Here is a 14208-nt window from a genome sequence, read left to right on the forward strand (position 1 = left end):
AGTTCGGTTATATTGAATTTATTTAGCTAGAGTTCTGTTGCAAATTTGCATCATCAATAAAAATGAACAACAGAATAAATTAGCTATGAAATGTATTTTAACTAGCATTATAGTATTAATATCAATACAAATAAGTGCCCAAAAAATTATTAATGGAACTGTTTTTAACATGAAGAATATCCCAATAGCGGGTGCCAATATATACTTAGAAGGCACTTACGATGGCAGTACTACAGACGAAAAAGGTAGCTTTTCATTTACCACGACCGAAACAGGAACGCAAACTTTAATTATTTCTTTTTTGTCTTATGAAACATTTACTATGGTCGGAGATGTGTCTTATATGAAAGACCTCGTTGTAAAACTTCGAGAAGATGTCAACACCTTAGATGCCGTTGTATTATCTGCTGGTACTTTTTCGGCAGGAGATAATAGCAAAGTTAATGTACTAAAACCTTTGGATGTCGTTACCACAGCAAGTGCTTTAGGCGATTTTGTAGGCGCATTGCAAACATTACCTGGTACAACAACAGTAGCAGAAGATGGCCGATTGTTTGTACGTGGTGGGGATGCTAATGAAACGCAAATTTTTATAGATGGTATTCGTGTATTCACACCATACACGCCTACAACAAATAATACACCAACTCGAGGGCGCTATTCACCATTTTTATTTGACGGGATTACATTTTCTACAGGAGGCTATTCAGCTGAGTTTGGGCAGGCACTTTCAAGTGTATTATTATTGAGTACTATTGATGAACCCGATCAAGAAAAAACCGATATAGGTATTATGAGTGTGGGGGCAGCACTTGGAAATACTCAGAAGTGGAAAGAAAGTTCGTTGAGTGTGAATGCTTCTTATATAAATTTAGCACCTTATAATGCTATATTTCCAGATAGGAATGATTGGATAAAACCTTATGAAACGGCAGCAGGAGAAGCCGTTTTTAGAAAAAAAACAGGTGCAGGATTATTTAAACTTTATGGAGCCTTTGATGCTACTAATTTTGAATTAACCCAAGAAGATATTAATAATAGTGAGGGCGTTCATTTTAAATTAAATAACAATAATGTTTATGTGAATGGTTCATATCAAGGCGTTTTAAATGATACCTGGACATTATTTGGTGGTGTAAGTTATACACATGCAAAAAACAACTTTAATATTATTGACAGCGCCGTTAAAGACACTGAAAATTCAATACACGCCAAGTTAAAATTTAAAAATAGGATTAGTAACCGATTGAAACTTTATTTTGGATCAGAATACTTTGCAACCGATTTTAAAGAAAACTATTCAGATAATACTATTAGCAGTACAGCATATGGTTATAATAATAATATTGCTGCCGCTTTTGTTGAAACAGATATTTTTATATCTAAAAAGTTAGCATTTAAGCCAGGGTTAAGAGGCGAGTACAGTGAACTTTTTAATGATTTTACTTTAGCACCAAGACTGTCTTTAGCTTATAAAACGTCTGGTAAAAGTCAGGTGTCATTGGCATATGGCAATTTTTATCAAAATCCATCGAGTCATATTTTGAAATTTAATCAAACTTTAAAAGCTCAAAATACATCTCATTATATTTTTAATTATCAATATAATGCAGATAGAAGATTGTTTAGAGCTGAGGCGTATTATAAGAAGTACGATAATTTAGTAAAATATGATACTGATTTTGCCAATTTTGACAGTGATTATACTAATGAAGGGACTGGGTTTGCTAAGGGCATCGATTTCTTTTGGAGGGATAGTAAAAGCATTAAAAATTTCGATTATTGGTTGAGTTATTCCTTGTTAGATACGAAACGAGACTATAACAATTATCTAGCTAAATCCCAGCCAAATTTTGCTAACACACATAACTTATCAGTGGTTGGAAAATATTGGATTGAGGATTGGAGAAGTCAGGTTGGGTTTAGTTATGCCTTAGCTTCTGGCAGAACTTACACGAACCCGAACGAATCTGGTTTTTTAAACAATAAAACTAAGCCTTATAATAGTTTAAGCATTAATTGGGCATACTTAATTAGCCCTCAAAAGATACTATACGCTTCAGTAAATAATGTCTTAGGATTTAAAAATATTAATGGGTATCAATATGCCAATACACCGGATTTAAACGGTCATTTTAATAGACGTGCTTTACAACCAGCCGCGGATCAATTCTTTTTTGTAGGTTTCTTTTGGACCATTAGTGAAGATAAGAAAAGTAATCAGCTGGATAATTTATAGAGTGATCTTTTGGAAAATTTGTTTGAAACGTTCTTTGTATGGAACGTATCCCGAAGGGTATGCACTATACACAGTTGTAACACGTTTTTAATTTGATTGCATATACCTATATAGAAAATAAAAGAAGAGAATCATTAGTGTTATTTGAAATAGATTTCCAATAATGGCATTCTTTTTTAGTTCTCTTTGATTGTAGAAACTATTGAATTTTCTTTTCCCAAAGCTTCCAAAAAATCTAAGCATAGCTCCAAACCATTCCGACGTGTTAAGTTGATTTTCTCCTTCGCTTGCCCAATCCATATCGTTGTTTGGTCTTAAGTTAAAATGTTCAAAATTATTGTCATAAACGTTAAATGAAATACTATCTCCCATATATTTTTTTCCTTCTTTGTCTGATAGATATGCGGTACATTTTATATGCGGATTCTTATGAAAGATTTTAATAAAGAACTTTGCTTCTTTGATAAAATCGGAAGGATAGTTTTCATTTTCTAGAGTCTTGGAGATAGCAGTATTTAATCTTGGTAGAAATGCAAGGATAGGTTTAATTTCTAATTCTTTTAGATTGACTTCTTTGTTGAGTATATTAATACTTAATTCATCAATATCTTTTTCAACAGATGTGTTCCATATCCAAGTTGCCATATTTCCCTTTTTGTAGTAAAATGTGTCACTAAAGTATCTTTTAGTAAGTGCATCTGGTAATCCATCTAACTTTTTTCTTGTATTTGTCAATATTGTAGGTAACGTTTATGTATATGAAATGTTGCGTGTTTGTGTGCGAGGATTTTCCGAAGGAAAATCAGAAGCTAGCAAACGAGCAAAAAACTTTGGTTTAGGTAAAACTAGCAATTTTTTATATACTTTGTTGGCTGTAGTTATTTTTCTGTAATTTCCTTTTTGAAGTTTAATATTTCCTTTCTTATTATTTTATTATTAACCAATTCTATAGATTTATCAATATAAAATTCAGCTTTTTCATAGCTATTTAGGTTATAATATGCTTTAGATATATTATAATAGAAATAAGCTCTTCGTTCTCCACTCCTTTCATAACTAACGCCTTTTTTATAATAGTCTATTGCTTTTGTGAATTCATCATTGCTAGCTTTAGAGAATCCATAGTTTAGATATGTTACTGAATCTGTACTATCTAATTTTATAGCTTTTTCGAATTGTTCATTTGATTCTTGAAAATTCTGTAAATGGTTGTAAACACTGCCTAGAGCATTTATTATTGTTATGTTGTTCGGGTCTAACTGATTTGCATATTCGTAGTATTCTTTAGCTTTTTTAAAATTCAAACGAGAACTTTCTTCGATTCCTTTGTCAAAGTTCAGTCCTGCAATTGAATCTTTAATTATTCCGTTTTCATAAGAGTTTTTATATAGCAGGCTTGTATTACCTTCCTCGGTTATAATTAATTTGTCTTTATCCGAATAAACATCGTTTTTACAATTCAAAAAAGTAATGAATATTATTAAAATGTAGGATTTTTTCATAATTACAGCCAACGTTTTTGTATAAGATTAGTTGCGTGATTTAAGCAACTAATTTAGCAAATACAAACCGAATAGAAAATCCGCGAGGATTTTCGTAAGTAAGCTTGCACTAGCAATTAATTTTATACGGTGTTAGGCAAAGTATTTATTATTCATTTGACCTTAAATATTCATACTTCACTAAATCACTTTTATCTATTATTTCAATTATTTCCGAATCTTTAATAACGAAATTTTTATCTGTTATTTGAAGAACATCATTGTAATAATGGTCAGTCAAAATTATACCTTTTGTTTTTTTTAGTTCGAGCAATAAACTTTTTATCACATCTTTATAAATCGGCTCAATCATAGAAAATGGCTCGTCCAACATTAGGAATTGATGTTTTAGGTTTCCAATAATCAATAATTCAAGATAGCGTAATTGTCCTAATGATAGTTTCCCAATTTTTGTTTTTTCAAAACTCGACACTTGTGGTGAATAAAAAATTTTGTCTTGGTCATCTCCATTTGGAAAAAATAAAGGAATAATTTCTCTCACTTTCCGTTCTTTTGGTAAAAAAGTATCTTGTGGTAAGTAACCTATTTTTTTTGAAGGAATAATAGCTTTTTGAGAAATAATTTCTGAATTTACTTTTATAAGAATTGAATCAGCTTTGACTGTTCCGAAAATTAGTTTTAATAAAGTTGATTTTCCTGTTCCGTTTCGACCAAAGATTCCAATTATCTCTCCAACTTTACATTCAAGATTTATGTTTCTTAAGATGGATTTCTTTCCGTAAGATTTGTTAAGGTCAGTTACTTTTAATAAATCCATTTATCTCAATATTAAATAGATTGTAAATATTGAGAAAGAAATAACTAAATTCAGTAACCACACTTTTTTTAAAAGGTCAGTTTTTGTAAATCCGAGATTGTAATAAGCGTAATATTCGTTTTTTTTGAAAGTTTGAAATCCTAAATAGCCAATTAATATTCCAAAAGAAGAAAAAATAACTACACTCCAAAAAATTCCAGATATCAATCCAAAAATTAGACAAAAAGGAACGTTGAACATATTAATATCCAAAAAGTATTTTGAAATAGCTTTACTGTACATTCTTTGTGATAAATTTCATTTTGGATACGGATTTCATATTTTGCCTAACGGTCTTGTGTATGAAACGTAGCGTGTAAAAAGATACTAACTTTTCGGATTAACACAGAGCCGAATTTTTATATTTTGTCTTTAATTTATCTCTCTTTAAAAGCCAAATTAAAAATTTGACGGACTTTCTAAATATACACAAACCTTTGGATTTAACACTTATTAGCTATGTTTTATACACCGTGTTACCAGTAGTTTTTTACTTCCAGAATTTCCACCATTTATTACTCTTCTGTTTTAAAATTTTACCATTATCATCTTTAGTAAGGTCAATGTTTATAGTTCCTTTTTCTTCAATTTCCCAAATTTTCACATTCGATAAATTGATGTTATTTAAATTTATAAAAGATTCAGCTTTTGTCAATAAAATCTCATTTTTTAGAGTATTCCACTTTTCAACTGTATTTTTATCGCTTTCAATTTCAAAACTTCGATTAAAAAGATTTCTCACATCTGGGGTTTCTGACTCAATATTAATATATAGGTGAGTAATTCTTTCTTTTTCTTTCTCATCATTAATAGAATCAAGGAATTCAATTAGTGTTTTTTTTCTTTCATTATATGACAATCTTGGTATTTCAATTATTTCTTTATCGTCATTTTCTATTCTTTGTATTCTATTAACTATACTATTTTCATTTTGGCTAGAATATGATGTCGTGGTATTTTTAGCTATACCTAAATCTTCATCAAGCATAAAGTAATCAGTAGCCAAAATAGAAAAAAACTCATTGTTGCTTTTGTCTAAATAAAAGACTTCATTTAGGCTAAAGGGAGATTGAGATATTCCAATCATTAACCAATTCAATATTTGATTTTCGCTTGTCATCTAATTACTGGTAACGGTTACGTATAAGAATAGTGCGGTTTTGTGTACGAGGATTTTCCGAAGGAAAATCAGACGTAACAAAAGAGCACGAACTCTCGATTAAGCACCTAATTTAGCATTATTTTTATACAATGTTGTAAGTAGTTTTTTATTTTCAATCAGTTTAATAATCCTCGTTAATGATGAAAATCTAATAGTTTATATGCTTTTATATAAATAGTGTCAGACTTTAAAATAATTCCGAGTGGGTCATTTTCCGTTCGATTTATAAATTCCACGTCAAAAGTGTCATCAAAGACAGTTGTCGAAGTATTAATCGTAATACTATTTTTATTTTCTAAAACTTTCCAAGTAGCATTTTTGTCTTTTTTAAAGTGAAAAGTTTCGGGAATAGAAACTTCATTATTCTCTCTAAAAATCAGAGCGTTAGTATACATTTGGTCTTTGTAACTTTTTCCGCTATAAGTTATTTCTTTAATAGCCCATTGACCTTTAACTTGATTTTCTAAAGTCATATTTGAGCAGGAAGTCAAAAACATTATCAAGATTAAAGTCAGTTTATACATGTTCTTTGGGTGCATTCTCAAATTACTTACAACTTACAACGGTTTGTATAAGAATAGTAAGGGATTAAATGTGTACTTATTTTTCGGTTTTAGCACTTAGCCAAATTTAACAATTTTACCGTTAATTTTCTTTTAACCGTCAAATTTTAAATTTGGCGGACTTTGTTAATATGCACCAACTTTGGGTTTGGCATTTAACCCTTATTATTTTTATACTTTGTTATGTGCTAGTATTTTTACTCATTATGCTCAAACATCTTTTCAAAATCAAAGGATTATTTATTATTACAATACATAATCTAATTCTTGTTCTTGAAACAATTTGAAATAACATTTTGGATGGATGATAATACGGCTTGTATTTATAGTTCTTTGTCGATAGTTTATCGTTTTCATAATAGAAATATTCATCTATAACAGCCACAACATTATCAAATTCTTGCCCAATTACGGTATGTGCATTGTCATCTTCGTTTTCAATTCGATGTTGTTCATAAGGTAAAGTATGAGCAGTAGAAGGTGTGTAATTTGTGGTTTTCCAACCTTCAGACTGTAATTGAGTTAAATATATTTTTGCGGTTTTATGACTGTCAAAGTATTTTAATTCAACTTTTGAGTAATCCATTTTATGTATTGCCTCTTTTGAATTAAAAAGACATTTTATAAAACGAGCAACTTCTTTATTAGTTCTTATTTTTGTAGTTAATTCAACACAATCTAGTGTAGTGTTTTTTTCAATTTCTGAACTGGTATTTGCTCTAATTTCTCCACCTCTTAACGTTTGTACAGAGTCATAAGAAAAAATACAATTTTTAGAATGTAGTTTTACTTGTTCAATTATATGTTTTAATTGATTTTTATATATTCTTTGTGCTTCATCAACTACAACTAGATGATATTTCGAATAATCTTGATGCATTAGACTTTTAGCAGCAATAATTTTCCAAGCATAATCATCTCTTAATATAATGTGTCCTTTGTTTAGTAAACCGCAATGTATAATAATAATTTCTTTTGATTTATAGACTTCCTTTGCAATGTCATAAGTGAGCAAAGTTTTACCTGTTCCGGCTTTTCCTTTAATCGCAATAATTGAATGTTTTGGTGTATTTAATTCTTTTAAAACTTGATTTTTAATATCTTCTTGTTGAACAGTTAGAAAATATTTACTTTTTATAAACTCTTTTGTTGAATTAAAAGGAGATACTAAATAATTTGATGGGTTGAAAAAGTTATCTATATTTTCTAGTTTAATTACATTTTGAGAGACTAACTTTTCAATTAAATGTCTAATATTTAACTCAACTAAATTATTACTTGTATCAAGTCCATAGAGTTTTTTAGAAGAAGATACATAAGTAAATAAATGAGTTTCTTTTTTTAAAAAATCTAAATAATATTTATTTCGTTTAAGTTGGTCAGTAATTGCAACTAAATTACTATCTCTTTTTAGTTCGACATTTACAATCGTTTCTTTGTCAAATCTTAATAAGTCAAACTCCTTTCCGATTTGCGGAATGGTATATCCAATAAAGTATTTATCAAATAATTCAATGTTTTTTGTAAGAGATTTTAAATGACTATATAAAACAATTAAATCCTTTAATTCATCATTTTTAATTTTAATGGAAAAATAATCTAAATACGATTCAAAAATATCAGTTGGCAATTTTGAATGAGCACTTAAAATAGATATGATGTTAGATTCTCTCATTGTTGATTGTGGTTTGCTCTACTTGCACATAACGTCTCGGCTATGGTTAGTACGGGAATTAAAAGTAATGAACTTTCGATTAAGCACTTAGCCAAAACTTTTTATTTTGTTTTATCTTTTTTGTTCTAAAGCCAAATCAAAAGATTTGGCGGTGTCGGCGGATAAGCGAACTCTATATCTTAAGCAACAAACCCGCATTAATTATAGGTAATGTTACCCATAGTTATTTTTCTAATTTCATTTTTGTTAAGTTCATTTTCTCTGTTTTCCTCGGATATTTTCCGTGTTCAAAAGTCAATTCAATATCATATTCATAGCCATCTTTTTCAATTCTTTGCAATGAAATTAAATCCACGTTATAGAAAAAACCTATTCGAAATAACTCATAATCTTCTCCAAGGTTTTCTGGTCCAACAACAATGTAAATTGAAACAGTACAATTACACATTTCAAGAGGTAATGATTTGCCATCACAAATACTGAATGTTGAATAATTTAATAAATCTAATCTTTCACGAATATTCCCAAAAGTTTCGGCAAATAATTTATTGTCAAGCTTAGTTAATTCAACATCTCTTTTGAAAATATACTCATTTCCGTATTTTGCCAAATCTAATGTGTCCTCTGAATATCTTTTATCGAGTATTTTTATAATTTTAGAGTCTAATAATTCAATTATTTGATTGTCTTTATTCTTTGTGCCTAATGTTTTAAGAACAGAAATTTGTTTAATCAATTCAGTATTCTTTTTCTTGATTTCCGTTAGTTGAGTTTTTAAAAAGTTGTTTTCCTCTTTTAATTCAACATTTTTTTTATTGTCAGAACAAGAAAAATTTAAAAATAGCAGTAGGATTATGAAAAGTAGTTTGTTCATTTTTTAATGTTCGTTAAGGGACATGTTTTACACAAGTTAAAGATTAGACTTTACACTAAATTAGTTTCTAACCTTATGTTTGTTTTTTTATTTCTTAATTCATTTTCATTAAAGAAACCTAAAAATACGTTTCTGTAAAACACTTTCCAAATACCGTTACCAAGATTTTGGATTCCTACATATTTACCCTTTAGGGCACTTGTTAGATATACCCAATAATACGATCTCCATCTGATAGCTCCGTTTTGAGTTACCTTAATAACCTTATGGTCTAAATCATAATCAAAGTGAGGTGTTTTTTCAGGAAAAGGTCTAGCCGCAAAATCATGAACAGCAGCGGGTGTTTTCATATCTAAAGCTTCATGGGGCCTTATATTATTATACTCCTTTACAAAATGGTTTAATCTGCGTTGTTGGGTTTTTAGATCATAAGCTGAAGGTTTGGCACAAGCTGCCTTTAAGTCACGGTGCATACGTTCATGCCTTCCGTTTTGTTCGGGGTGAGCAGGATCAGAAAATACAGGGGTAATCCCAAGTTCAATAAACCAATAAGAGAGTTGAGTATAGCGTTGGATGGCTCAGACAGAGCCAAAAGGGCTACCGTTATCTGTATGGATTTGTTCAGGGATGCCATACTTTCTAAAGACCTTTTTGAATTCGGCTTTAGCAGACTTTAAGTTTTCTTTATAATGCCCTTTTGCAGTAAACAAAAAACGGCTTTTGGAGTCAGCAATGGTTAGCGGATGGCAATAGATCTTATTGCCCATTAAAAACTTGCCTTTATAGTCTGCACTCCAAACTTCATTACATGATTTAGGGTCAAAAATAGGGAATACAGGTTTGACCCTTCGCATGCGCTTTTGAGGACAGACTAAACCGTTTTTTTTGAGTATGTTGTGGACAGTAACCACAGAAGGAACTATTTCTTTATTGAAATCGTTAAACAATAGGGTTCTGATTTTTTTAGCTCCCCAACGTGGATATTTAGCCTTTAATTCAAGAATGCTTTTAACGATATTTTTACCCGTAGCGTTAGGATGTTCTCTAGGTGCTCTTGACTGGTCTTTTAGTCCATTATAACCTTGATTTTCGAATCTGGAAATCAGTTTGTAAGCTGTTGGTCTGGAGATTTCAAAGTTTTTGCACAATTCTGTGATGGTGTATTTTCCTGTTCGCCATTCACAGATAAATTCAATTTTTTGTTCCATAGTTGTTGTTGCTTTCCAAGGCATGATAATTTGATTTTGATCTCAAATTACAACCTAAAAAAGTGTAAACTATGTCCCTTTAACTTTGTAAACTATGTCCCTTTAACTTTGTAAACTATGTCCCTTTATCATACCATATTATGGGTAACGTTTTTGTATAAGATTAGTGTGGGAGGTAGACAAACTTTATTTTGTCAGCCGAGCCACAAGCTTATACTTATTTTGTGTTTTTATCTTGTCTAGCTAAAAATAGACAAATAAGTTTAAGCTGACTTTATAAATAAACAAGAAACTTTAGGGAAACCATAAAAACCCACATTAATTTTATACGGTGTTACCCAATGTTTTTATTATTCATAGAGTTGGTTTATCGTTATATTTTTTTTGTCTTTCAGATAATTCCTAACGAGTTCATTGTAACAATTCAGATTGTTATAAACCATACATCCAAGGTCAAAATTTTCTATTCCGTATTCTTTTATATTTTTTGTTAAATTTCCTGAACCAACTAATCCGCTCGAAAAATATTTAAGTTCATTGTTAGTTAAATCAGCCGCAAATCGGTCAATTATTTTTTCGCAATCCAATTCGTGATATTCCGTCAATATTTTTTCAGTCCTTTTCATTCCAAAATAGTCCAAAGTCAGTTGAGTTGTCGTAAACACAAATAAAACCCCAATTCCGAGTGCTGTTAAAATTACAAATCTGCTTTTTATCTTTAAATTTTTTGATATAAAACAGAATGTGATTAATAAAATCGCCAAAATTGCTGGAAAGTAAAATTCTTGATAAAAGAACTTGGACATTTTACTGTAACTAAAAATTCCTAATCCAATTCCAATTAGAGTTAAAATCAGGATTATGTTTTTCAGTTTTTCGTGCATTTTGGTCTAATGTCGGGTAACGTTAAATATAACAAACGTTGCTGACCTAAAGGGCAGCTATGTTTTATTATATAGTGTTGTCATTAGTTTTTATTCATTAATGATTTCCATTATCTCCGCTTCTCCAATTTTTCTTGGACCTTCGTGAATCCACCAAATTCTACCTTTAACTATTAACTCTTCAATATTTTGATGTTTCAAAAACTTGACTCTTACGTTTTCAGTTTCGCCAGGGTATATTAGTTCTTTATCAAATTCAATTTGTCCGATATAAGTAGTTGGGAATTCATTTGAATTGGGTAAATATTCCATAACATGATTAGGACGATACTCGGTCGCAATTCCCGTTTTTCTTCCACCATCTTCCGTTGAGTATAAGGTTAGTTTAGCTTTAACACTAATTATATCCGAGTTCATTCTATTCCTTAAGAGTTTTTAAAATTCCACCATTCCATAATTTCAGTTGCGATTTTTTCCGAATCGTCTAAGTCAATAGATAATCCGTAAGTCACAGTCAATTCACTATCTAAAACACGAGAGACTTTTTCAAAGTCTGCTCCTTTATATAAATGACTTAAAATTTGATGATTTAAAGAGTCAAATTCATCTTTTGGAGAACTGGGAATCAATTCCCACGAGTTCAAGAGTTTTCTTAACTCCAGAAAATCTTCTTGAAATTCCTTTTTAATTTGATCTTTATTCATCCTCAATTAATGACAACGCCACAGCTATGGTTAGTGCGTGGATAAAAGTAATTAATTTCTGATTAAGCACTTAGCCAAAACTTTTTATTTTGTTTTATCCTTTTTGCTCATAAAGCCAAATCAAAAGATTTGGCGGTGTTGGCGGATATGCGAACTTTATATCTTAAGCAACAAACCCACATTAATTATAGGTAATGTTGTGTGCAGTACTTTTACGTTCTGCCATTATTATTTGTTCAGCCCAAGATATTTTTTCGGCAAAACTCTCTTTTTCAAATTCAAAATATTTCTGTTGAACTTTATTCAGTATTTTGTCTGATAAAATCCATGATATAAACTCTTTTGCGTTTTCTGTTTTGTCATTAAATCCGCTTATTTTTCTTCTGTCAAAAATTGCGGTTTGTTCCTCAACTAATAACTCGGATAAATGTTTAATTGATGCGTTAGATTCCGATTCACTCCAAATATTTAGTAAGTCAGAAAAGTTTGGGTAGAAGTGAGCAATTGTACTGAAATAATCTCTAAAATCCCATTCGGAAATTTCACTTTCTTCATTAATAATACTTTCCCACAGAGCAATCATAAATTCGTAGATAACATCTTGTTCAATTTGTGGCCAATTATTCCATCCTGCATAATTGAGCTTATCAAATACTATCCAAATTTCATAAGGTGTTTTTATTTCTGCTGTCAAATCAAGTATTCGAGGTAGGAAATGTTTATAGTCATTAGAATTTCCCCAAGTTGTCATAGAACTTCCTGCAAAATGTGATAAATCATCTTGTGTTAATTCCGTTAAAGGTTTAGAGAATAACAATTCATTGTTTTTGTTCAAATCCGCAGATGTTCCTTCCATATTCGGATTAGCCAAATATTTTCCAAATATTTCATACAATTCTGATATGTTATTTTTTAATCTCGTAGTCATTTTTCGTATTGCACACAACGGTCTCGGCTATGAGTAGTTGCGTGGGTTAGTACTTAACTTTGCAAGTACACATAAAGTTGGAAATTCCACAGGAATTTCCAAAGTAGGTGAGAACAAGCAATTACTTATAGTCATTGTTGGCAAATCGTTTTTTATTTTTTTCCTTTTCTCCAAAAATATCTTGTTAGAAACAAAAATAATGCTAACATTCCTAAAGACATTATGGTCAAATAAGTTCTTTCGGGTGCAATATCTGGTGCAGGTGAAGTCATAATTCTATATGATTCTGACATTCCACCTAATGACATTAATCCAAATATAAATGCGAGTATTTTGAAAAAGATTTTGTTCATATTCTTATTGTCGTAATTTTAAATACACTAATCGTAAATTTTTCTAAATTCCATTTTATTCTCCCAACAATCTTGAAATTCAGATTCGCAATTTAATTCAAATCCGAATTCGGTCAATTCTCCTGAATATTTTAAAGGGCTTTTAGAAATTCCGACTGCGATTTCTTTTTTCGGATTTTCTTCAGCTCCGTAAACTTTATTTCGTGTTGTTTCAAATAATTCTCTTTGTCCAATTTCAAACTCAATTTCTTTTTCGGTCAGCTTGAAATTCAAGAGTGGATTTCCGTAATGAAAAATTCCGTGTCCACTTCCGTCTTCAGTTCCAAAATAGAATCCAACTAATTCGTTGTCAACTATGTCAATAAAAATGGAATGATTTTCTTCTTTATTTTCGGTTTGATATTCGTAAACTCCAATTATTTCATTATCGACTAATTGAGTTTCCAAATGCTCTTTTTCTATCTCTTTCCATACTTGTTGAGAATTCCACGCTGCAAATGGTACTGCGATAAATTTCGGAAAAGCATAAGCTAAAAAGAAATATGCAATTAAAAGTATTCCGATGATTTTAAATATGCGTTTCATAAATGTTTGCCAACGTTTATGTATATGAAATGCTGCGTGTTTGTGTGCGAGGATTTTCCGAAGGAAAATCAGAAGCTAGCAAACGAGCAAAAAACTTTGGTTTAGGTAAAACTAGCAATTTTTTATATACTGTGTTATGTGCTGGCTTTTTTTGTCAGTTTTACATTCCGATTTTTAATTGACCAAACAAAGTTCATTATAAATACAATTATCGAAATCAATATTAAAGTCAAAGTCAGGCGAGAGTCAGAATTCAGAATATCCTCCGCAACAAAAGTCAGAGTAATTAAAATCAGATGCGAAATAGATAGGTTTTTATTAGTCAAATATCTCAAAATTGCTAAAATTCCATATCCAATCAAGAAAACAATCCATAAAATGGGCTTGATTACAAATATCCAATAACTTAAATCATAAGCCCAACCCAAAGTCCGATTATATCCAGTTTGAATTCCTCCAAAATACATGAGAATCATTAGTAATAAAATGATTAACAAGAACATTCGTTTTTGAACTAATTTGTCAAATGTCATTTTTTCGTTTTTCACGAGTATACTTTTTGATTAAGAATCCATTAAACAAAAGGAAAAGAACACAAAAAATAATCGCACTTATTTCTCCATCATAAATGCTGTATATCAGAAAAAAACAACCAGCGATAAAAATTATTTTCCA

General features: G+C 30.3%; 17 protein-coding genes. 1 reads left to right on the plus strand and 16 read right to left on the minus strand.

Going from position 1 to position 14208, the window contains the following annotated elements; all coding sequences use genetic code 11:
- Window positions 1-85 precede the first annotated feature (85 nt).
- Window positions 86-2239 (plus strand): TonB-dependent receptor, encoded by a 2154-nt coding sequence (locus tag Q4Q47_RS22710; protein WP_303309019.1) that lies wholly within the window; start codon window positions 86-88, stop codon window positions 2237-2239.
- An 87-nt stretch (window positions 2240-2326) separates the two neighbouring features.
- Here Q4Q47_RS22710 and Q4Q47_RS22715 read toward each other — a convergent pair whose 3' ends face one another.
- The 16 genes from Q4Q47_RS22715 to Q4Q47_RS22790 form a co-directional block, all read right to left on the minus strand.
- A complete protein-coding gene (locus Q4Q47_RS22715) occupies window positions 2327-2974 on the minus strand; it encodes a hypothetical protein (RefSeq protein WP_303309020.1) in 648 nt (215 codons plus the stop codon).
- A gap of 143 nt (window positions 2975-3117) precedes the next feature.
- Window positions 3118-3741, minus strand: a complete 624-nt coding sequence (locus Q4Q47_RS22720; protein ID WP_303309021.1) for a tetratricopeptide repeat protein — start codon at window positions 3739-3741, stop codon at window positions 3118-3120.
- Window positions 3742-3889: 148 nt separating this feature from the next.
- Window positions 3890-4558 carry an ATP-binding cassette domain-containing protein gene (locus Q4Q47_RS22725; RefSeq protein WP_303309022.1) on the minus strand — a complete coding sequence of 223 codons (669 nt, stop codon included), beginning with the start codon at window positions 4556-4558 and terminating at the stop codon, window positions 3890-3892.
- Window positions 4559-5087: 529 nt separating this feature from the next.
- Window positions 5088-5717 carry a hypothetical protein gene (locus Q4Q47_RS22730; protein ID WP_303309023.1) on the minus strand — a complete coding sequence of 210 codons (630 nt, stop codon included), beginning with the start codon at window positions 5715-5717 and terminating at the stop codon, window positions 5088-5090.
- A gap of 176 nt (window positions 5718-5893) precedes the next feature.
- Entirely contained in the window at window positions 5894-6232 is a 339-nt protein-coding gene (locus Q4Q47_RS22735) for a hypothetical protein (protein ID WP_303309024.1), read from the minus strand.
- A gap of 271 nt (window positions 6233-6503) precedes the next feature.
- Window positions 6504-7997, minus strand: a complete 1494-nt coding sequence (locus Q4Q47_RS22740; RefSeq protein ID WP_303309025.1) for an ATP-binding protein — start codon at window positions 7995-7997, stop codon at window positions 6504-6506.
- A 223-nt stretch (window positions 7998-8220) separates the two neighbouring features.
- On the minus strand, window positions 8221-8871 hold the full coding sequence (locus Q4Q47_RS22745) for a hypothetical protein (protein ID WP_303309026.1): 651 nt from the start codon (window positions 8869-8871) through the stop codon (window positions 8221-8223).
- Window positions 8872-8921: 50 nt separating this feature from the next.
- Window positions 8922-9446, minus strand: a complete 525-nt coding sequence (locus Q4Q47_RS22750) for an integrase core domain-containing protein (protein WP_331497792.1) — start codon at window positions 9444-9446, stop codon at window positions 8922-8924.
- A 3-nt stretch (window positions 9447-9449) separates the two neighbouring features.
- Entirely contained in the window at window positions 9450-10103 is a 654-nt protein-coding gene (locus tag Q4Q47_RS22755; RefSeq protein ID WP_303309027.1) for a helix-turn-helix domain-containing protein, read from the minus strand.
- Window positions 10104-10429: 326 nt separating this feature from the next.
- Window positions 10430-10963, minus strand: coding sequence for a hypothetical protein (locus tag Q4Q47_RS22760; RefSeq protein ID WP_303309028.1), 534 nt, complete (start codon window positions 10961-10963; stop codon window positions 10430-10432).
- Window positions 10964-11053: 90 nt separating this feature from the next.
- On the minus strand, window positions 11054-11380 hold the full coding sequence (locus tag Q4Q47_RS22765; RefSeq protein ID WP_303309029.1) for a hypothetical protein: 327 nt from the start codon (window positions 11378-11380) through the stop codon (window positions 11054-11056).
- Window positions 11381-11388: 8 nt separating this feature from the next.
- Window positions 11389-11667, minus strand: coding sequence for a hypothetical protein (locus Q4Q47_RS22770; RefSeq protein ID WP_303309030.1), 279 nt, complete (start codon window positions 11665-11667; stop codon window positions 11389-11391).
- Between the two features lie 181 nt (window positions 11668-11848).
- Window positions 11849-12595, minus strand: a complete 747-nt coding sequence (locus Q4Q47_RS22775) for a hypothetical protein (protein WP_303309031.1) — start codon at window positions 12593-12595, stop codon at window positions 11849-11851.
- 152 nt (window positions 12596-12747) lie between these two features.
- The gene (locus Q4Q47_RS22780; protein WP_303309032.1) at window positions 12748-12948 is read right to left on the minus strand and encodes a hypothetical protein; all 201 of its coding nucleotides are present in this window, start codon (window positions 12946-12948) and stop codon (window positions 12748-12750) included.
- Between the two features lie 27 nt (window positions 12949-12975).
- Window positions 12976-13533 (minus strand): hypothetical protein, encoded by a 558-nt coding sequence (locus Q4Q47_RS22785; RefSeq protein WP_303309033.1) that lies wholly within the window; start codon window positions 13531-13533, stop codon window positions 12976-12978.
- Between the two features lie 134 nt (window positions 13534-13667).
- A complete protein-coding gene (locus Q4Q47_RS22790) occupies window positions 13668-14081 on the minus strand; it encodes a hypothetical protein (protein ID WP_303309034.1) in 414 nt (137 codons plus the stop codon).
- Between the last annotated feature and the right edge of the window lie 127 nt (window positions 14082-14208).

The organism is Flavivirga spongiicola (assembly GCF_030540825.1).
Classification (GTDB): domain Bacteria; phylum Bacteroidota; class Bacteroidia; order Flavobacteriales; family Flavobacteriaceae; genus Flavivirga; species Flavivirga spongiicola.